At 45.4% G+C, this 19,751-nt stretch carries 17 protein-coding genes and 3 pseudogenes; 14 read left to right on the top strand and 6 right to left on the bottom strand.

What is annotated here, in order from left to right; translation table 11 throughout:
* The first annotated feature begins 29 nt into the window (after window positions 1-29).
* The 9 genes from KIV40_RS01925 (at window position 30) to KIV40_RS01885 (ending at window position 8,153) form a co-directional block, all read left to right on the top strand.
* A complete protein-coding gene (locus KIV40_RS01925; protein WP_011999449.1) occupies window positions 30-860 on the top strand; it encodes a putative capsular polysaccharide synthesis family protein in 831 nt (276 codons plus the stop codon).
* Complete coding sequence (locus tag KIV40_RS01920; protein ID WP_285347834.1) at window positions 860-1,891, top strand: glycosyltransferase; 1,032 nt, start codon at window positions 860-862, stop codon at window positions 1,889-1,891. Before KIV40_RS01925 ends, KIV40_RS01920 begins: the two co-directional genes overlap by 1 nt.
* Before the next feature lie 8 nt (window positions 1,892-1,899).
* A complete protein-coding gene (locus tag KIV40_RS01915; RefSeq protein WP_011999447.1) occupies window positions 1,900-3,207 on the top strand; it encodes a lipopolysaccharide biosynthesis protein in 1,308 nt (435 codons plus the stop codon).
* 2 nt (window positions 3,208-3,209) lie between these two features.
* Window positions 3,210-3,599 (top strand): VanZ family protein, encoded by a 390-nt coding sequence (locus KIV40_RS01910; RefSeq protein WP_010645056.1) that lies wholly within the window; start codon window positions 3,210-3,212, stop codon window positions 3,597-3,599.
* Window positions 3,600-3,697: 98 nt separating this feature from the next.
* Window positions 3,698-4,018 carry a N(4)-acetylcytidine aminohydrolase gene (gene yqfB, locus KIV40_RS01905; protein ID WP_010645058.1) on the top strand — a complete coding sequence of 107 codons (321 nt, stop codon included), beginning with the start codon at window positions 3,698-3,700 and terminating at the stop codon, window positions 4,016-4,018.
* 50 nt (window positions 4,019-4,068) lie between these two features.
* A complete protein-coding gene (locus KIV40_RS01900) occupies window positions 4,069-4,656 on the top strand; it encodes a TetR/AcrR family transcriptional regulator (protein WP_285347833.1) in 588 nt (195 codons plus the stop codon).
* Between the two features lie 102 nt (window positions 4,657-4,758).
* On the top strand, window positions 4,759-5,790 hold the full coding sequence (locus KIV40_RS01895; protein WP_285347832.1) for an NADP-dependent oxidoreductase: 1,032 nt from the start codon (window positions 4,759-4,761) through the stop codon (window positions 5,788-5,790).
* Between the two features lie 14 nt (window positions 5,791-5,804).
* Window positions 5,805-6,422, top strand: a complete 618-nt coding sequence (locus tag KIV40_RS01890; RefSeq protein WP_285347830.1) for a glutathione S-transferase family protein — start codon at window positions 5,805-5,807, stop codon at window positions 6,420-6,422.
* 294 nt (window positions 6,423-6,716) lie between these two features.
* On the top strand, window positions 6,717-8,153 hold the full coding sequence (locus tag KIV40_RS01885; protein ID WP_285347829.1) for a catalase: 1,437 nt from the start codon (window positions 6,717-6,719) through the stop codon (window positions 8,151-8,153).
* A 195-nt stretch (window positions 8,154-8,348) separates the two neighbouring features.
* Here the strand turns inward: KIV40_RS01885 and KIV40_RS01880 are convergent, their stop codons facing one another.
* The 3 genes and pseudogenes from KIV40_RS01880 to KIV40_RS01870 all read right to left on the bottom strand — a co-directional run bounded on the left by KIV40_RS01880 (window position 8,349) and on the right by KIV40_RS01870 (window position 11,538).
* On the bottom strand, window positions 8,349-9,227 hold the full coding sequence (locus KIV40_RS01880) for an NAD(P)-dependent oxidoreductase (protein ID WP_011999443.1): 879 nt from the start codon (window positions 9,225-9,227) through the stop codon (window positions 8,349-8,351).
* A gap of 116 nt (window positions 9,228-9,343) precedes the next feature.
* Window positions 9,344-9,577 (bottom strand): annotated as a pseudogene (locus KIV40_RS01875) (DoxX family protein); the annotation flags it as partial.
* Between the two features lie 89 nt (window positions 9,578-9,666).
* Window positions 9,667-11,538: a fructose-specific PTS transporter subunit EIIC gene (locus tag KIV40_RS01870; RefSeq protein ID WP_285347826.1), complete on the bottom strand. Its 1,872-nt coding sequence runs from the start codon at window positions 11,536-11,538 to the stop codon at window positions 9,667-9,669.
* Between the two features lie 232 nt (window positions 11,539-11,770).
* Between KIV40_RS01870 and KIV40_RS01865 the strand changes: the two are divergent.
* Together KIV40_RS01865 and KIV40_RS01860 are read left to right on the top strand one after the other, a co-directional pair.
* A pseudogene (locus KIV40_RS01865) lies at window positions 11,771-12,081 on the top strand (PTS fructose transporter subunit IIB).
* A gap of 12 nt (window positions 12,082-12,093) precedes the next feature.
* Complete coding sequence (locus KIV40_RS01860) at window positions 12,094-12,870, top strand: PTS sugar transporter subunit IIA (protein WP_285347824.1); 777 nt, start codon at window positions 12,094-12,096, stop codon at window positions 12,868-12,870.
* A 23-nt stretch (window positions 12,871-12,893) separates the two neighbouring features.
* On the opposite strand, the gene KIV40_RS01855 is transcribed toward KIV40_RS01860, so the two are convergent.
* Window positions 12,894-13,736: a helix-turn-helix transcriptional regulator gene (locus KIV40_RS01855; RefSeq protein ID WP_005451367.1), complete on the bottom strand. Its 843-nt coding sequence runs from the start codon at window positions 13,734-13,736 to the stop codon at window positions 12,894-12,896.
* A gap of 382 nt (window positions 13,737-14,118) precedes the next feature.
* Here KIV40_RS01855 and KIV40_RS01850 point away from each other — a divergent pair.
* The 3 genes and pseudogenes from KIV40_RS01850 (at window position 14,119) to KIV40_RS01840 (ending at window position 18,471) form a co-directional block, all read left to right on the top strand.
* Window positions 14,119-16,025, top strand: a pseudogene (locus tag KIV40_RS01850) (fructose-specific PTS transporter subunit EIIC).
* 76 nt (window positions 16,026-16,101) lie between these two features.
* Window positions 16,102-17,334, top strand: a complete 1,233-nt coding sequence (gene manA, locus KIV40_RS01845) for a mannose-6-phosphate isomerase, class I (RefSeq protein ID WP_285347822.1) — start codon at window positions 16,102-16,104, stop codon at window positions 17,332-17,334.
* A 201-nt stretch (window positions 17,335-17,535) separates the two neighbouring features.
* Window positions 17,536-18,471: an ADP-ribosylglycohydrolase family protein gene (locus tag KIV40_RS01840; RefSeq protein ID WP_285347821.1), complete on the top strand. Its 936-nt coding sequence runs from the start codon at window positions 17,536-17,538 to the stop codon at window positions 18,469-18,471.
* Window positions 18,472-18,534: 63 nt separating this feature from the next.
* Here KIV40_RS01840 and KIV40_RS01835 read toward each other — a convergent pair whose 3' ends face one another.
* Both KIV40_RS01835 and KIV40_RS01830 read right to left on the bottom strand, forming a co-directional pair.
* On the bottom strand, window positions 18,535-19,446 hold the full coding sequence (locus tag KIV40_RS01835) for a DMT family transporter (protein ID WP_005432081.1): 912 nt from the start codon (window positions 19,444-19,446) through the stop codon (window positions 18,535-18,537).
* Window positions 19,447-19,566: 120 nt separating this feature from the next.
* On the bottom strand, window positions 19,567-19,751 hold a 185-nt coding region (locus KIV40_RS01830), incomplete at its 5' end, for a hypothetical protein (RefSeq protein ID WP_285347820.1).

Here is a 19,751-nt window from a genome sequence, read left to right as displayed (position 1 = left end):
CGACATTAAAGTTATCAAGGATAGGATAAATGAAATATTCAATCTCTCGACAATTTGAAAAAAACCGAGAACTTCAAGCAGACAATTTTGTTTTGGTGTATCAAATGGGCAAAGTGGGCTCATCATCTATTGAGCACACTCTTGGCGAAAGAAAGATCCCGAGCTACCACATCCATACCTTTGATGATCATGAAGAGTTCCACATGTATCACAACAAAAAGGACGTGAGTAAATTCTTTGATTTTAAGAGCCGCACCATGTATCGCCTAGTGCTCAATAAGCGTAAGCGCATTCTTCAAAAGCGTGAACATATCAAGATCGTCACACTAGTCCGAGACCCTATCGCGACCGTGTTTTCTCGTTTCTTCCAAGACTTACACCTTCAATTTATTGAAGGGAAGAAAAATGATGCTATTCATCGTGATATGGATGTGACCTACAAACATCTAGAGCACTGCTTCGATAACTATATAAACCTGAATTACTTCGCTAACTGGTTCGATAATGAACTTAAGCGTAACTTTGGCATCGATGTTCTTAGGCAAGAAGTTGATAATACTCAGCCTTTCTATACGTTCAATAACGAACGAGCCAGCGTTATCCTAATTAAATGCGAACAACTTAGTTCACTCGATCAAGAGATTGGTGAGTTTCTTCAGCTTGATGACTTCGTTCTTAAAAACAGTAATGAAGCAAAGAACAAGTGGTATTCCAACATCCATCAGTACTTTAAAGAAAACTACGACTTCTCGCAGCTTTTCTACATGTACGACCTGCCCCTCTATCGCCATGTTTACTCAGAACAGGAACGCGAGGCATTTAAAGACAAGTGGAAACAAACACCAGGGACGAACTCGTGATGAAAAAAGTATTACATATTACTGAAGCCTTCGGTGGAGGCGTTCAAACAGCACTTTACAGCTATGTCCATTCATCACGTTCAGAGCCTTATGAACATTCACTGCTCGCACGCGCGCGATCGAACGATATGACCAATGAATCGAGCAACCATGTTTTTAGCCATGCAAAATGGGCTGAGGGCAATCTGCTGCAATTTATGAAAGACGCCAACGCATTTATCGCTGAGCTCAAACCAGATATTGTTCATTTACACTCAAGTAAAGCGGGCTTTTTAGGTCGCTTTTTAAAGCTCGGTGGAGCACGTTTAGTTTATACGCCTCATTGTTACGCTTTTGAGCGGGAAGACATTTCCGGTTTTGCTAAACAGGTTTACAAAACATTAGAAAAAGTGGCAATCAGCAGGATTGATGTGGTGGCAGGTTGCAGCCAACGCGAGTGTGATTTAGCCATCAGCATCGGCGCTAAACGTGCTGATTTACTTAATAATTACGTGACATATGACAGTGAAGAGCGTCCACAAAGCTCACAACAAACCACGCTAAAACTTGTGGTACTTGGCCGCGTGACGCCACAAAAGGATCCTCAGTTTTTACTGGATACATTGAATCATATTGACCCTTCACAGCTAGCGCGGAAATTTGACATTACTTGGATTGGCGGTGGTGAGGCAGAGCTTGAAAATAAGCTTCGCACACAGGGGATTACGGTAACCGGAATGATTCCTCGCGATGACGTCTTGAATCTACTCAAAGACGCGGATTTGTATCTTCACACAGCCGCCTGGGAAGGCATGCCTCTCACTATTTTGGAAGCCGCAAAGTTGCACTTACCTATGGTTATTCGCTCTATCGGTGCCACGAAGGATCTTAACTATCCTTTCTTAGCGGCAACTCCAGAAGAAATGGCCAAACAAATAAGCCATTGTATCAATCACTACCACGACATCGACTTCTATCGATACACAATTGGGCTCAATGATGCGTTTAGTGAAGAAAAACAACGTCTAGCACTCAACAGCATTTATAGCTAGAGGGTTCCATGCTTCAATCCATCAACCAAAAAATCCAAAACCTACCAAGTGAAAAGAAGCAATTCTTCTCACTTGGCGCTTCTACAGGGATCGTTAAAGCACTTGCAGCCTTCTTCGCTTTTTTGTTGACGCTTGTAGTCTCAAGGTATTCTGATGCAGCGACAGCTGGACAATTCTTTTATCTGTTCAACCTTGTCTCCCTTATCGCGGTTATTGCACAGCTTGGTTTCAATATCTCACTTGTGAAGTTCAATGCCATTGCATTTAAAAACCAAGACAGAACGGAGCAAAGCAATAACTATCGCACCGCCTTAGTTCGTAGCCTCTTATTTAGCATTGCAGCCTGTGCTCTAATTTACCTCGCATTTATCTCTTTTCCACAACAACTCAATACCACTCAAGTGACCACCTTCTCGCTTGCCGTGGCTCTTGCGGCTATTCCTCTCCTTGTTATCGGTCAAACCAACAGTCGAGTACTACAAGCCAGCAGGAAAGTCATTTCTTCTCTTGTCGCTCTGCAACTCGGTGTTAGCTTTCTGATGGTGGTCTTGATTGTTGCAGCCAAGCAAACATTGCCGATAACGACCGATACTTTGATGGCACTTCTATTAATCGCAGCAGCACTTATTGCGTTATTGTCGACGCTTCAGTGGGTTCGTTCAGGTCAATATCAGCATGGGAAAACCGCGATAAACCGTGAACTTAACTATTCAGCGAAACAAGTCTGGATTGGAAGTATCTTCACCAATTTAGTCCAATGGGGAAGCTTAGTGATCGCAGGCTTTTTTATTTCTACCTCTGAGCTTGGGCTTCTTGCTGCTGCACAGCGTACCTCTTTGCTGATCGGTTTTGTCCTCATAACAATTAACTTTGTCGTTGCTCCAATGTTCGCTTCTCTCTATAAAGAAGGAAAAATGGATCGCCTGCGAAACCTCAGCCGCCTTGCCTGCAGAGCCAACATCGCTGCTGCAATTATCCCCGTGATTATTTGCGTACTGTTCCCAGAGTTTGTTATGCAGTTATTTGGCAAAGAGTTTATTGCTGCCGCACCACTGCTTATTGCTTTGTCATTAGGGCAATTGATTAATGTTGCCACTGGTTCGGTTGGCTTTTTATTGCTTATGAGTGGCCATGAGAAAACAATGAAATACATCACTATTGTCTCCGGTGTCATTTCTATTGCGCTGCTGATAGTGCTCTCTCAGTCACACGGTGTACTTGGTGCGGCTTGGGCGATCGCCATTGGCTTAGCTATTCAAAATCTTGCAGCATTGTACTTTGTGAAACGTTACTTAGGCTTCTTTCCTGTGGGGTGAATATGACCAATACCATTGCTAGATACAGCTTTATCTTAGTACTTCTGCTTACTGTCTCTTTATCACTTTGGAAGAGTTCCGATATCGACCATAGTGTGTATCAAAGCATGGAGAACTATGTTGGCGGTTCGAGTACGTTACATTTCACCTTTAGTCTTTTAATCGGCTTTCTTGCTGTATTTAATTTTCCTAAATGGGTGAAAGCAACGAAAGCAGACATGTTTGGTATCCGCCTGTTGATTGTTTTGTTGTGTATCGTTTCTCTTGAGGAGTTTAGCCAACTGTTTATCCCCTCTCGCTCTTTTAGCTTTGAAGATTTAAGTACAAATTGGATTGGTATTATCTCAGGCTATTTTTTTGCCCAGTTTATAAAAACCTTTTCTAATCAATAAGTTTATCGACAAACTCTGCACTCTAAATGACGTAAACGCGCCTGTTTCACACGGGCGTGATATACTCTTGCCCGATTCGATTAATATGAGCATCGGTTATGTCTTCACATCCAACTAAAATCACCTTCTTTGAATTCCTAACACCACTTATCACTGCAGGTAAAAAGACGATCACGATTCGTGATGAATCAGAAAGCCACTACGTGCCAAACACCGAAGTGGAAGTGTTCACCCTAGAAACAGACCGTAAGGTGTGTGACATCAAAATCCTATCAGTTGCACCACTGAAGTTTGATGACATCAACGAGTTCCACGCAGAACAAGAAGCGATTGAACTGCCAAAACTGAAAGAGCTTATCCGCGAGATTTACCCGAACATCAATGAGCTGTATGTGATTGAGTACGAGCTGATCAAGTAAGAACCATAAATCACTAGACGACTGGTCTAATCGCTTTTATAGTATTGCTCATGAACGCAAAAACGAACGATACACGCCAACACATACTCGATGTCGGCTACCAATTGGTAGTGACCAAAGGTTTTACGAGCGTTGGGCTCTCAGAACTTTTAAAGGCAGCGGATGTGCCGAAAGGCTCTTTCTACCATTACTTTAAGTCGAAAGAACAATTTGGTGAGGCATTGATTGAAGATTACTTCTCTCGCTACCTTAAGATGATCACAGCCCATTTTACTGAAAGTGAAGGCTCTGGTCGCGACCGCCTTTTGAGCTACTTTGAGCGCTGGATGGCGATTGAAAATGGCAAATGTAACGCCAATAAATGCTTAGTGGTGAAGTTGAGTGCTGAAGTCTCTGATCTTTCAGAAGCAATGCGCGCAAAACTGGCTTCGGGTGCCACTCATGTGGTGAAAACCATCGAAGATTGTGTCCAAGCGGGCATTGAAGACGGCTCTATCCAAGTTGAGTCAGCAGAGCAGACTGCCCACTTGATTTACCATCAATGGATTGGTGCAAGCTTACTCAACAAACTGTATCAGGATCGTTCCGGTTTAATTCGTAGCTTTGAGAGCACTCAAAGTATGCTAAAAAGCAAATAGCGAACCACACTTAATCCGCCTTATCTTTACCCAAAAAGTACGGCGGATTTTTTAGGAATCAATACTAGACGACTGGTCTAATACTTAATATAGGGACTTACCATGACCCAAACGCTCAACCGTCAAATCGTATTGGCTAACCGCCCAAAAGGTTCGCCTGTCCCAGAGAACCTCCGTTTAGAACAAACTGCCATCCCTACTCCGAGTGAAGGTGAAGTGCTTTTACGTAGCGTGTACCTGTCTCTTGACCCATATATGCGCGGCCGTATGAATGAAGGCAAATCCTACGCTGATCCAGTAGAGCTAAACGATGTGATGGTTGGCGGAACCGTTTGTCAGGTGGTGGATTCGAAGAACTCTGACTTCCAAGCTGGCGAATGGGTGGTAGCTTACACAGGCTGGCAAGATTACGCGCTATCTAACGGCGAAGGTCTATTTAAATTAGGCACTAAGCCGACGCATCCTTCGTATGCCCTTGGTGTGCTTGGTATGCCTGGTTTTACCGCTTATGTGGGTTTATTGGAAATTAGTCAGCCTAAAGCTGGCGATACTCTAGTTGTCGCAGCTGCAACTGGTGCGGTGGGCTCCATGGTTGGTCAAATCGGTAAGCTAAAAGGTTGCCGCGTAATCGGTGTCGCAGGCGGCGCAGAGAAGTGCCAGTATGCAAAAGAGACCCTTGGCTTTGATGATTGTCTTGATCACACCGCTGATGACTTTGCAGAGCAACTAGCAACAACATGCGACAAAGGTATCGATGTCTACTTTGAAAACGTAGGCGGAAAAGTTTTTGATGCCGTATTACCTCTATTTAACGTCGGCGCTCGCGTGCCACTTTGTGGTTTGATTTCTCAATACAACGCGACAGCGTTACCAGAAGGTCCAGATCGTATGTCGATGCTAATGGGTAACATTCTGGTCAAACGCATAAAGATGCAAGGCTTCATCATTTTTGACCACTACGAGCAAAGCTACACAAACTTCGTCAAAGATGTAAGCCAATGGCTAGCAGAAGGCAAAATCCACTATCGCGAACATCTAGTAGAAGGTTTAGAAAACGCGCCAGAGGCATTCATCGGTCTACTGGAAGGCAAAAACTTCGGCAAGCTTGTTATTCAAACCAATCAACCTGTATAAGAAAGGATTCTTCTATGATTAAACTGCATCATTTAAATCAGTCTCGCTCAAAACGCATCATTTGGTTGTTAGAAGAATTGGGAGTGGACTACGAGATCGTGCCTTACCTTCGTGACAGCGTCACCTTCCTTGCACAACCTGAGCTCAAGAGCATTCATCCACTCGGCAAGTCACCTGTATTGGAGGATGGCGATGAGGTCGTCACAGAATCTGGCGCTATCACTGAATACTTAATTGAAAAGTATGCAGATAGACGTTTTGCACCAGTACGTGGCAGCAAAGCTTACACGCAGTACATTCAATGGCTGCATTTTGCAGAGAGCTCAGCCATGGTTCCCCTGCTACTCAAGATGTTTGTTGCTAAAGATGGCGCACAGACCAATTTCCTTGCGGACTACGCCGATGCGGAAACCATGAAAGTCATGGGTTACGTTGATCAAAGCCTCGAAGGGAAAACCTACTTTGTAGAAGAGCGACTAACAGGCGCGGATTTCATGATGTCTTTTGTCGTCGATATTTTAAACAAGTTTGGCGTCATTGAGCGCTTCCCAAACATCCAACGTTATGGTGCACAGCTCGCGACTCATCCTGCATTTACTAAAGCAGAAGAACTTGAAGTGAAATTCGGTTAATCGAGTTGAGACCTTCTCAAACCGTTGAGAGTTTCTGTCTATTTCGGAAATCTTTGAAATAGACAGAAATCATTCACACTAAACATACCTGAATACCATTTATAATCCACACGACAAATAATGTTAATTGACACAAAGCCATTAATTAACAATCACTTAAATCATAGGTGACACCTATCACACTGATTGCTAATAACAGTTTTTTTCTTCTCAATTACAGCGTTATTCTCCTCGCATCACTTTCGGATTCATCCAAAAGACAAGATTTATTATCACTATTGCAAGGAAATTCAAATGAGCAAGAAATTGACTACAGCAGCAGGTTGCCCTGTCGCACATAACCAAAACGTTATGACTGCAGGTCCTCGTGGCCCTCAACTATTACAAGACGTTTGGTTCCTTGAAAAATTGGCACACTTTGACCGCGAAGTGATCCCTGAGCGTCGTATGCACGCAAAAGGTTCTGGTGCTTACGGTACGTTCACAGTAACGCACGACATCACAAAGTACACTCGTGCTAAGATCTTCTCTGACATAGGCAAAAAAACAGAACTATTCGCTCGCTTCACTACTGTAGCTGGTGAGCGCGGTGCAGCAGACGCAGAACGCGACATCCGTGGTTTCGCACTAAAATTCTACACTGAAGAAGGTAACTGGGACTTGGTTGGTAACAACACACCCGTATTCTTCCTACGTGACCCACTAAAATTCCCAGACCTAAACCACGCAGTAAAACGCGACCCTCGCACTAACATGCGTAGCTCTACCAACAACTGGGATTTCTGGACATCACTACCAGAAGCGTTCCACCAAGTGACTATCGTAATGAGTGACCGTGGTATCCCAGCGTCTTACCGTCATATGCATGGTTTTGGTAGCCACACATTCAGCTTCTTCAACGCAGAAAACGAGCGTTACTGGGTGAAATTCCACTTCAAAACTCAGCAAGGCATCAAAAACCTAACTGACCAAGAAGCAGAAGCAATCGTAGGTAAAGACCGCGAAAGCCATCACCGTGACCTTTACGAAGCGATTGAGCGTCAAGACTTCCCTAAATGGAAGATGTACGTACAGATCATGCCTGAGTTAGAAGCGGATGAAGTCAACTTCAACCCATTCGACCTAACACGTGTATGGTCTCAAAAAGACTACCCACTGATCCCAGTTGGTGAGTTCGAACTGAACCGTAACCCAGAAAACTTCTACGCAGAAGTTGAACAATCAGCGTTCAACCCAGCAGCAGTAGTACCTGGTATCGGCTTCTCACCAGATAAGATGCTACAAGGTCGTCTGTTCGCTTACGGCGATGCTCAGCGTTACCGTCTAGGTGTGAACCATCATCAAATCCCAGTGAATGCACCTCGTTGCCCTGTTCACAGCTACCACCGCGATGGTGCAATGCGCGTTGATGGCAACTTTGGTTCAACACTAGGTTACGAGCCAAACTACAAACAAGAATGGGCAGAGCAACCAGATTACTCTGAGCCACCTCTACGCATCAACGGCAACGCTGATCACTACGATCACCGTGTAGACGAAGACTACTTCAGCCAAGCGGGTGACCTATTCCGTCTGATGAGTGAAGAGCAACGTCAAACTCTGTTCGACAACACAGCTCGCGCAATGGACGGTGTGCCAGAGTTCATCCAACAGCGCCACGTTCAACACGCATACCAAGCAGACGAAGCGTACGGCAAAGGTCTTGAGATTGCGCTAGGCTTAAACAAGTAAGCGAACGCTGTAATCATCACACTGTGTGATTAAAAGACATAAAAAAGGAGGTGCCCAACAGCACCTCCTGATTTCAAATCACTAATCCTTAATCACTAGTCACGAACCATGCTCAAGGAGATTCATTATGATTAACTTAGATTTCTTTAAGCTCTTTGATACCAAAGAACTGTTTATCTATTACTGATTCATCAACTACTGATTTTTAGCGACCGCTTTGATCAGTACTGATGTATCCATGCGACCTAAACCATCTCGTTGAAGGTCTGCGTATTGCTCATCCACTTTCTTCGTCAATGGAAGCTCTAGACCCACTCGCTCTGCTTCTTGCAGACAGAAACCCAAATCTTTGCGCATCCAATCGATAGCGAAGCCAAAATCGAACTTATCTTCCGCCATCGTATTTGCGCGGTTTTCCATCTGCCATGAACCTGCAGCGCCATGCTTCAACGTTTCTACAACTTGAGCGATGTCCAAGCCTGATTTTTGAGCCAGTAGCAAAGCTTCACTCAGACCTTGTAAAACACCACCAATACAGATTTGGTTTACCATCTTACAACGTTGGCCCTGACCGTTTTCACCCAGTAGCGTCATCTGCTTCGCGTACACATCCATCGCTGGAGACACACGGTCAAAAATGCTTTGTTCACCACCACACATGATGGTTAGTACACCATTTTCTGCACCCGCTTGGCCGCCAGAAACTGGCGCATCAATGAAGTGCTTGCCGTACTTAACACACGCTTCAGCCAGCTCAACCGCTAGGTCTGCAGAAGTCGTCGTGTGATCCACTAACACTGCATCCGCTTTTAAGCCAACCAGCATGCCTTCTTCACCGTAAACAACGCTACGAACGTCATCATCATTCCCCACACAGGTAAAAACGATGTCACAGCCTTCTGCCGCTTCACGTGGTGTTTCACAAGCCACACCTTGGTATTCTTCAGCCCATTTGTCGGCTTTCGCTTTTGTGCGGTTGTATACTTTGGTTTCAAAGCCCGCTTTACTTAGGTAACCAGCCATTGGGTATCCCATCACACCCAGACCAATAAATGCTACTCTTAGTTTTTCCATTGCAAGCCTCCTTGAATTCGAAATAAGTGACGTTTTGAAACTATTACTATTTGAATCAGTTAATATTTGAAACATGTTACTAAAGATTTCAGAGCATTACTTGCAATAATTTCATCTTAAATAAGCGCAGCAAACTCAATCAACGGCAAAGCCACGAAAAGTGATAACAAAAGCGTCACAATGGACAGAATCGCATCTTTCCAAATATCAAAACGAAAATGGAAAAACAACGCACCAACGGAGGTGAAAACAATAAAACTTGCACCTATCGTACTTAACAAGTTCTTCGTCGATAACAAGCCAATTAACATCAAAATTGCCCCCGTCACCTCAACCAGTCCAACCAAAAAACATAGCGGCACTTTTCGCAGGGATAAAAAAGCTCCATCAAAAATGATGGAGCTAACGAGCAGATAGCCTTAGTTAGGGAGCTACATACTTAAGGGATTCTTTTCGCCTGCAACAGTGCTGCAGCATTGAGCATCGCGTCTTTAGTGCTGACATCCAGCACCTTCATTTTTCTGAAGCGCTCCGGCTCTTTGATGGCTACATCGTGAGCAAAGACAACAAACCTAGCCTTGGCGATATCTTTGTCAGTGATTCGGTTAATGATGCCGTTCGCTCCTTGCGTTTCGACCTTGATCTTAATGCCTAACGCACAGGCAGCTTTCTCTAATGACTTCGCCGCTAAGAAGGTGTGCGCGACACCAGATGGGCAAGACGTCACGGCAAGAATGTCTGCTTCGCCCTCGCCTTGCACAGACGTATAAGCTTGAGATTGCCCAACCGGACTGTCGTCTTCTGTGACGGTCTTCTTAAGCGCAATAACAATCAATGCTGTGGTAAACGAGCCTGCGATTGTGCCGACAATGTAGCCAATCTTGCCATCCACAACAGGCAGTACAATCCAGCCGCCCCACGGCGCATGGTTAATGACATGGAACATAAAACCAATCACGTTACCAACTATGCCACCAGCAACAATCGCAGGCAGTACGCGAGCTGGGTCAGCGGCAGCAAACGGAATCGCCCCTTCACTGATGCCTATCATGCCCATGATGCCCGCCGCTTTACCCGCCTCACGCTCATCACGTTTAAACTTACTTGGCGATAGGAAAGTCGCTAATGCCATACCCAAAGGCGGAGTACAGATCGCAATACCGACACCACCCATTAGCCACGGCTGAGTATTTACCTGTGTTTGAGCAAACAAAGTCGCCACTTTGTTGATAGGGCCGCCCATGTCAAACGCAGTCATTGCGCCTAGTACGGTGCCCAACATCACTTTGCCTGAGCCCGCCATACCTGTGAGCACATCGTTCATGGTCGTCATTGCGCTGGCGATAGGTGAGCCAATCACCCACATCACTGCGCCACAGGTAACAAACGTACCAACCAGTGGGTAGATAAAGATCGAGCCATGGGAGCTCATGCTGTCCGGCAGTTGAATCTTCTTCAGCAGCCAAACCACAAAGCCGGCGAAAAATCCGACCACAATCGCGCCCAAGAAGCCAGTATTGTAGTGACTAACCGCAATCCATGAGCCAATCATACCCGGAGCCAAACCCGGCTTATCCGCCATCGAATAGGCAATATAACCACCCAATACCGCGGTAAACAGCGTCAAACCAGCGATACCCATCTCAGCGATATCTGCCAGTATCCCCTCTTCCGGAACGCCACCATGGCCTGAAATCATCACAGACAGAGACAACAACACGCCGCCCACGACAATAAACGGAATCATATGAGAGGTACCAAACAGCAAGTGTTCTTTCATTCTGCCGAGCTTTTGCGCCCAAGGGCTGGGTGGCTCAGACGCAAATTCTAAAGGATCGATACCAGAGTCATTCGTGTTCGATTGAATATCAGTAAGTAGCTCGCGCGCTTCCTCCACCGACTCCGCCGCTTTTAACTTATTGACGAAACCATCTTCAATGATTTTGGTAGAAATTTGTGCCAAGACTTCAATGTGGTGATGGTCGTCCCCATCCGGAGAAGCCAGCATGAAAAATACGTCAGACAGTTCGCCGTCATCGGCACCATAATCAATCCCTTTTCGGCTGATGCCCACTGCGACTGCGGGTTTGGCAACCGCGTTACTTTTGGCGTGAGGAATGGCAATACCCTCGTCAAAGCCGGTATTGCCAATCTCTTCTCGTTTCCAAATGTCCGCCAAGAACTGACTTTTGCTAGTGAGCTTACCCGCCGCGTCCAACAATTCGACGAGCTCTTTGAGCGCTTCATCTTTGGTTTGAGCCTGCAAATCCAAGCAAATGTTTTCCAGCTCAATAAAGTTTAATATGTCCATTGTTTGTACCTTGCAATGTTAACGCTCGAGAGTCATGAGTTATCTGTTCCATCTATGACTGTGTACAGAGTAACCAACACTAGTCCTTTCCAATACAGGACAAAAAGTGCATTAACTGGATTAATGTAACATGAAATTTAAACTGTGATAGAGCTCTTGCGATTATCTGCTTTATATCCATCCTTCCGACGACCACTATGCTAAAATCCACAAAAAATAAAGTGGATAGAACATGAAAATCGTAGCGGTGACAGCGTGCCCTACAGGCATCCTACAGGCATCGCTCATACTTATATGGCGGCAGATGCGCTAATGAAAGCTGCGCCTAAGCATAACGTACAAATTAAGGTCGAAACGCAAGGTGCGATGGGTATTGAGAATCAGCTCACTCCCCACGACATTGCACAAGCGGATCGTGTCTTAATTGTGTCCGATATCGAGATTGAACAGCCAGCTCGCTTTGAAGGCACCAACAAAGTCCAAATCCCAATTGAAGACGTGCTACTTAATGTTGATAAGGTGTTCCTTGTACACTGTCGATGATACTCTTTGCAGATGAACGAATACCAGATTACCTTTTTTGTCGATGATATTAACGCCAGTGCTCATGTTGCACAGCCTCTCAATCACGTCGCCAAAAAGTTCAAAAGCACGATACACATCATCAACATAACCCAAAACCGCATCGCTGAACTTACCAAGTCAGTCGCGGTTTTACAGGTCGGCTTGCAACAAGGCGACCTGTGCCAAATCACTGCCATCGGTATTGACGCCGAGCTTGCCTGTTTCGTTATCAAAGACATCATCGCCGAAAACTTTACTGTTGTGGGTTCCCACATCAATTACAAGTTCTCAAGCCAACTAGCAGAGCGTCTTCCCCAGATTTGTCCGCCGTGTGAAATCCAATGGCATTACGCCAAAGCACACACTGAGCTCACCAAGTTCGAATGCTTGAAAGGCTTGGCTCAGCTTATTCATCCGATTCACCCAGACGAACTCATTCTCGCCTTTATCAAACGCGAAGAACGCTCTTCAACTGCCGTAACTCCGGGTATTGCCCTACCCCATGTGATGTTCGAAGGTGTAGAACACATTTCCATCGCGGTTATCGCTAACGAAATCCCAATGGATTGGGCGTCCAAAATGGGTGAAGTTCATCTCGCCATAGCACTGGTGATGCCAGCTAAGCCCACTCGAGAACAAATCATCGCCGCCACCAACCTAACCCGCAACCTGCTCACTGACCAAATGGCGGAGCGTTTACTGCTAACAAAAAGCAGCGTCGACTTGCAGGCGCTTCTGATGTACGCCATGTCGAGGCTACTCGCTTAGGCTTTACTGTTTTGATTTCTGTTCTAGATTGAACCGCGATATTCCGTCGGCGTTCTGCCCGTGCGGTTCTTAAAGACTCGGCAGAAGTAGTTCACATCTTTAAATCCACAGCGCACCGATACCTCATTCAACTTAAAGTTGTATTTCTTGAGCATAAACTTCGCGCGGTCTACCCGTACCCACGTAATGTAATCGGCTAACGTCATGTGACCTTGCTGACGGAACAAACGCGACAAATGGTTAGAAGAGATGCTGAACCTCGACGCAATACTGTCACGTGTGATTGGGCGGTGGAAGTTCTCTTGGATATAGATACAAATACCCTGATACAGATCTTGCACTCGGCTGTGCGCCTGCGTCTCGATAGGCGCATCTAACATCGACTTAGCGTATTGCAACAAGGCTTGTAGCAACAACTCATCCATTGGTTTCTTATTGCACTCACGAGCCAATGAACTCAGTGCTTCCAAGATATTATCAATGGCAAATCCAGAACGAGTTTGAATACTGTGCTTTTGGATATCGTAAAAGCTCGCTTCCCCTTTACGTTTGGACACAAGACTCAAACCCAATTGACGGCGACCAAAGAGAATACTTAATACCGAGCAATCTGTATCCCAGTCAGGTTTATTCCAACAGTTAGGTGGAATAAATATCGCATCACCGGTTTTCGCCACAATATGCGTCACTTTGCGATCATGACTTTCCATTTCATTAATATATTCACCAGACAAGACTAATTCTAATCGAGGGAAGTTAACCTGATAGCTAAATTCAGGTGGTGTATGAAAATCACCAGCAAACCATATATTGTGAAATGGTTCTCGCTCGTTTAATACTGATGAAATCAAATCATGAAAAATCATTTTACGTACTCTTTAACACGCATCCATGATGCTATACCTATAGATATACACCCTACTGGATTTTTGTGCTATTGAGCAAAATCACACTTCCATTTTAAGGTTACAAAAATTCAGTTAACGCATCAATTATCCAGTCTAGTAAATTATCAATAAAGTCTTCAAAACCTTATATATGGGAGCAATAACACATTTCACTTATGGTTCATCGACTTCCACATAATGTCACAGATATGCAGTAAGTTTATCCAGTAGACGATCTACATCACACTCTAGTCGGGCGGTTACAATCGTCCAGTAAATGCATTTTTTCTTCACTACTGTCTCCGCTTGGTTAATTTCAAAATACCCCTGAAATAAAAATTATATTTATAGGGGTTCGACAATGATCACCAAACTAATAAATGAAGACTTGATTAAGCTTGATCTTCAAGCGACTTCAAAAGAAGACGTATTTAAAGAACTGGTTGCAGTTCTACACGCCCAAGGTCGTATTTCAGACCAAGAGCAATTTCTTGCAGATATAAAAGCACGTGAAGAATTAGGTAATACCGGATTTGAAGATGGCGTAGCTATCCCACACGCAAAAAGTGCAGCAGTCATCGAACCAGCGGTTGTGATCGGCGTAAGCAAATCAGGTATCGAATACGGCGCGGAAGACGGTTTGCCTTCAAAACTGTTCTTCATGATCGCTTCTCCAGACGGTGGCGATAACCACCACATCGAAGTACTTGCAGAGCTGTCTTCAAAATTAATTGAAGATGGTTTCATTGATGCGTTTTTAGGTGCAACAAACAGCCAAGACGCACTGGCACTCGTGCTTGCTAAAGAAGAGCCACAACCAGTGGCAGACGCTCCAACAAACCAAGGCTTCATCATTGGTGTTACCGGTTGTCCTGCAGGCGTTGCACACACTTACCTAGCGGCAGAAGCGCTTGAGAAAGGTGCAGCAGCGATGGGGTACGAAATCAAGGTTGAAACGAATGGTTCAATCGGTGTGAAAAACAGCCCAACCGCAGAAGAAATCGAACGTGCAGACGCAATCATTGTGGCATGTGACAAACAAGTCAACATGAACCGCTTTGCGGGCAAACGCGTGGTTAAAACTAACGTAAAGCCCCTATCCGCGATGCTCAAGGTCTGATTAACGAAGCGTTAAGCGCTCCAGAATACCAAGCAGAAGCAAGCAGCAATGCGCAAACTTCTGTTGCAAACAAGGCCTCTCAGGCTCGCTCTGACCTATACCGCTACTTGATGAACGGCGTATCACACATGATCCCATTCGTTGTAACGGGTGGTCTGTTGATTGCACTTGCTCTTGCAGTTGGTGGGCAGCCAAGTGAAGCCGGTATGGCAATTCCTGAAGGCAGCATGTGGAACCAAATCCTCAACGTAGGTGTGGTTGCCTTTACGCTGATGATTCCAATCCTAGCCGGTTACATTGCCTACGCGATTGCTGACCGCCCTGCTCTAGCTCCTGGTTTGATCGGTGGTTGGATTGCAAACAACGGTTCTTTCTACGGCGCAGACGCAGGTACAGGCTTTATCGGTGCCATCATCGCTGGTCTGCTTGTGGGTTACTTCGTGAAGTGGATTACGTCGATTAACTACCACAAATTCATTCAACCTTTGGTGCCAATCATGATTGCGCCAATCACAGGTTCGCTATTCATCGCTGGTCTTTTCATCTTCGTTATCGGCGCGCCAATCGCAAGCCTAATGGACGGTCTGACTGCGCTACTAACAAGCATAAGTACAGGTAACGTCGTTCTACTAGGCATCGTACTTGGTGGTATGGCTGGCTTCGATATGGGTGGTCCATTCAACAAGGTCGCGTTCCTATTCTCTGTAGGCATGATTGCGAGTGGTCAAACTCAATTTATGGGTGCGATGGCGTGTGCAATCCCTGTTGCACCTCTAGGCATGGCACTGGCAACGGCACTGGGTCGTAAGTTCGACCTGTTCGAAGAATCAGAAACCGAAGCGGGTAAAGCAGCAGGCGCAATGGGTCTAGTTGGTATCTCTGAAGGTGCGATTCCGTTCGCAGCGCAAGATCCAATGTCAGTGATTCCAGCAAACGTACTTGGCTCAATGGTAGCGGCAGTAATAGCGTTCTCATTCAGCATTACCAACAGTGTTGCTCACGGCGGTCCAGTTGTCGCTCTACTTGGCGCGATGAACCACCCAGTACTTGCTCTGATTTGTATGGCAGCTGGCGCAGTGGTTACCGCAGTAACGTGTGTAACTCTGAAGAAAGTTCGCAAAGCAAAAATGATGCAAGCAGCCGCTTAATCACCCCTACCCCCAATGGCTCCTATGGCTTGGGCAATGTCGCCCAAGCCATAATTTTCTCTCATGGTGACACTCTATGTCTGATTTAACGATATCCGATACACAAACGATTCAAACTCAAGCTGCGCATCCGATGTTTTTCCTGATGAACAACGTGATTCAAAACTACGCTTGGGGCAGTACTACTTCTGTTAACCAACTGTTTGGCATTGAAAACCCAACGGGCGAACCACAAGCAGAAGTATGGATGGGCGCGCATCCAAACGGTTGCTCATTGGTGATGGTAAACGGTGAAGAGACCAAACTGTCTTCACTGATTGCTCAAGACATGAATGCCTTTCTGAGTGAAGAAGTCACAAACCGTTTTGGTGAACTTCCATACCTGTTTAAAGTGCTTGCCGCTGAGAAAGCACTGTCGATTCAGGTTCACCCAAACAAACAGCAAGCAGAATTAGGCTTTGCACTGGAAGAAAAACAAGGCATTCCCCTAACCGCTGCAAACCGTAACTACAAAGATCCAAACCACAAGCCTGAATTGGTTTACGCGCTAACCGAATACCAAGCGATGAATGGCTTCCGCCCAACCAGTGAAATCATCAGCTTCTTCTCTGAGCTGGCAATTCCTGAGCTACAAGGCTTGGTGGATGATCTTATCGCAAACCAAACGCCAACGGGCTTAGCAACCTTCTTCTCAGGTCTACTGTCACTAGAAGGCGAACAGAAAGAGATGGCGTTGACGGTGCTATTGGCTCAAGCTCGCATCACAGACTTGCCTCTGTTCAACCTCATTCTTGAACTAGAGAAGCAATACCCTGGTGATATTGGTTTATTTGCACCACTGATGCTTAATGTGATTACTCTACAACCGGGTGATGCCATGTTCTTGGATGCAGAAACGCCACACGCTTACTTAAAAGGTACAGGTCTTGAGATCATGGCGAACTCAGACAACGTATTACGCGCAGGTCTGACACCAAAATACATGGACGTGAAAGAGCTCGTTGCGTGCACATGCTTCAATGAGAAGCCATTCGACAGCCTATTGCTTGCACCAAACGAAATCGAAGACATGTTGGAATACCCAATCCCAGTCGACGATTTCAAATTCGCCATCGTTAAGCAAGCTCACCAGCGTACTCTAGAAGTTCAAACCGCTGAGATCCTTATGCCTCTGGACACCAAACTTGTGCTAACTCACGCAAACGGCGAAACATGCGTAATTGAAAAAGGACAATCTGTTTTCATTCCGGCTTACGCAAAACAGGTTACTTTGGATTGTGAAGGTCGTGTCGCACGCGCTTACAGTTAATCGTTATTATTAATAGTACGCCACTACAACCAACGCCTCGCCACTCGCGGGGCGTTTTGCTTTTAACCTTAGTCTTTTTAACCCTAGTAAAGCAATGGTTAATTGAGCACTATAGTCTTGATCCAAAACAGAAAAATTTCCCTACAAAGCCAAGAAACTGTGTAAGACTTATTGAGTAGCCCTGTTGATAAAGGTGGCAAGGTGACTCATAGAAACGCTCGCTCTCTTCATGCCATTATCGGCGCACTCGTCGGTGATGCAGCATCTCTCGGATTTCATTGGCTTTACGATCAAGAGCTCATCAGGCAGTTTGGTTCTCCGCATCCGGAATTTCATCAACCTAACCGAACTGAATACCATGACAAAGGTTATTTTGCCCACGGTAGCAAGCAAGTCTGTGACCTCACCCACTATGGCGCACAGCTTGTTGCCATGTTAGACGCTCTAGTTCAAACCGGACACTACGACGAGGCACGTTACATTCGCTCCTTTCGAGAATGGTTTGATTTTGGTGGTAAATGGCAGGGCTATACAGACAAACCGACTAAACAAACACTGCTTAACATTCATGAGTTGGAAGCCGAAGAGCTGCGTGTGACCCTATGTGGGGCTGACGACACACAAAACCCTGCATTATCTAAGATTCCGCCGTTGGTGGCTTTTCATTCCGATGATGACAAACTCGCTAAACTGGTCGATTCTGCGGTGCGGGCTACCAACAACAACGACACCGCGGTGATGTATGCACAAGCTATCGCAGTGATGATTCAACTCGCTCTACAAGGCGTAGCCCCAAAAGCATGTGTAATGGCGGCTCAGACGATATCTTCGACTATCGCGAACGACATCAAAAGAGCAGAAACCATGAGCGGAAGAAGTGCCACCAGCGTTGCGGAGTCCGTTGGGATGCATTGCGGTTTAGACGCTTCATTTGTGGTGATTTGTCATTTGTTGATGAACTCAGAAAGTTACGAAACCACCATGCGTGAGAACATATACTGTGGCGGCGATTCAAGTGGTCGAGCCATTCCACTCGATGCCATTCTTGGGGCAAGTTATTACGACACGCCAATGTCGATTCCAAATCACTGGATGGATAGAACCGCACTACCTCGCCGTTTACTGCAGTGTTTATAAAAGAAGGGGATGTTGCGGGTTCAGGGCAAAAAAAAGAGGCCAATGAGAGCCTCTTGCTATGCGTTACTCGGCGGGTACTGCCACTGAGCGGAACTTGAAAAGCTTCTTAGGTGCTTTGGTTAACAAAATGCCAAACATAAGAGGTAGCATTAAGATAATCGACTGCTCTGAAAGCATTTCTCCATTAATAAACGCGGATAGGAATAACGCGACCAAAGGGAAAATCAGAAAACAAATCGAAGCTTGAAACGGTGTCGAAACCTGACCAAGTTTAAAGTAAGCCACAATACCGCCAACACTTGCCACAAAGCCAAGATAAACGACCGCTAGGACTGAGTCGTAAGTAAATGCCGCGACATCAACTTGCTCACATACTGCCGATAAAGCGAATAGTAGCAGAGACGCAATAAAACAAGGCACCGCATTATAGGTCAACACCTGAATGTCCTTGCAGTACTTTTGAACTAACACATACATTACCGCATGCATCGCCACCGCAAGCGCTAACGACAGCGTACCTAGTAAGTAATCTTCCCCACCCAGTTGCATCTCGTTGCCCAAAATCAGACAAAGACTTACCACTGCCGTCAACAAACCAAACACTTGATGACGCGCCAAACGCAGCCCCAAAAACAGGCCAGACATTAGCATCACCGCAACCGGCATGTTGGCAAAAATAATCGATGCAAGACCCGACGAGATGTATTGCTCTCCGTAAATCATCAGGGTGAACGGCATCGCAAAGTACAAAACAGCCACGATAAAAATCCAATGACGTTTACCCTTTGGGAACATCAAAGGTTGTTTGAATGCTTTTGCCATCACAAACAGCAAAGGTGCAGCAAGGAAAAAACGCATACCTGTGGCAAGAACAGGGGGAATAGAGTGCAATGCGACTTCCATTGCGAACCAAGTGGTTCCCCAGATCAAACACACAGACAAAAAGAGCAAAAATATAAAAGACTTTGAATTCATGACGACGACTTACTTAAATTATTTAATATTCACCGGCTTGTATCACCAGATTTACGTGTCACATTCTAAAGTCTTCCCTCGAGAAACATTTTGCTATTTGTAGGGTTCTTTACCTGCCAGCTAAAATAATTTTCCACAAAAAAAATTAAATGCGGAAATATTTTCTACAATATAAAGAAATGGCAATACCATTGTTTTGTTTAGGGTTTTTATCTCGTTTAAAATATGGGGTGGTAGCACGGCACGAAAGAGCAATTGAGCCAAAGATATACACTTTTTAGCGACCGTACTAGGGCGTGTTGATC

It is taken from the genome of Vibrio sp. D173a, assembly GCF_030248475.1.
This window is presented reverse-complemented; position numbering and strand designations above follow the sequence as displayed.

Bases quoted from the DNA above. Each gene is read 5' to 3' on its own strand.
- KIV40_RS01900 (WP_285347833.1), top strand. From the start codon at position 4,069: ATGAACGCAAAAACGAACGATACACGCCAACACATACTCGATGTCGGC.
- KIV40_RS01895 (WP_285347832.1), top strand. From the start codon at position 4,759: ATGACCCAAACGCTCAACCGTCAAATCGTATTGGCTAACCGCCCAAAA.
- manA (WP_285347822.1), top strand. From the start codon at position 16,102: ATGTCTGATTTAACGATATCCGATACACAAACGATTCAAACTCAAGCT.
- KIV40_RS01885 (WP_285347829.1), top strand. From the start codon at position 6,717: ATGAGCAAGAAATTGACTACAGCAGCAGGTTGCCCTGTCGCACATAAC.
- KIV40_RS01835 (WP_005432081.1), bottom strand. From the start codon at position 19,446: ATGAATTCAAAGTCTTTTATATTTTTGCTCTTTTTGTCTGTGTGTTTG.
- KIV40_RS01860 (WP_285347824.1), top strand. From the start codon at position 12,094: ATGAACGAATACCAGATTACCTTTTTTGTCGATGATATTAACGCCAGT.
- yqfB (WP_010645058.1), top strand. From the start codon at position 3,698: ATGTCTTCACATCCAACTAAAATCACCTTCTTTGAATTCCTAACACCA.
- KIV40_RS01870 (WP_285347826.1), bottom strand. From the start codon at position 11,538: ATGGACATATTAAACTTTATTGAGCTGGAAAACATTTGCTTGGATTTG.
- KIV40_RS01880 (WP_011999443.1), bottom strand. From the start codon at position 9,227: ATGGAAAAACTAAGAGTAGCATTTATTGGTCTGGGTGTGATGGGATAC.
- KIV40_RS01925 (WP_011999449.1), top strand. From the start codon at position 30: ATGAAATATTCAATCTCTCGACAATTTGAAAAAAACCGAGAACTTCAA.
- KIV40_RS01920 (WP_285347834.1), top strand. From the start codon at position 860: ATGAAAAAAGTATTACATATTACTGAAGCCTTCGGTGGAGGCGTTCAA.
- KIV40_RS01910 (WP_010645056.1), top strand. From the start codon at position 3,210: ATGACCAATACCATTGCTAGATACAGCTTTATCTTAGTACTTCTGCTT.
- KIV40_RS01915 (WP_011999447.1), top strand. From the start codon at position 1,900: ATGCTTCAATCCATCAACCAAAAAATCCAAAACCTACCAAGTGAAAAG.
- KIV40_RS01855 (WP_005451367.1), bottom strand. From the start codon at position 13,736: ATGATTTTTCATGATTTGATTTCATCAGTATTAAACGAGCGAGAACCA.
- KIV40_RS01890 (WP_285347830.1), top strand. From the start codon at position 5,805: ATGATTAAACTGCATCATTTAAATCAGTCTCGCTCAAAACGCATCATT.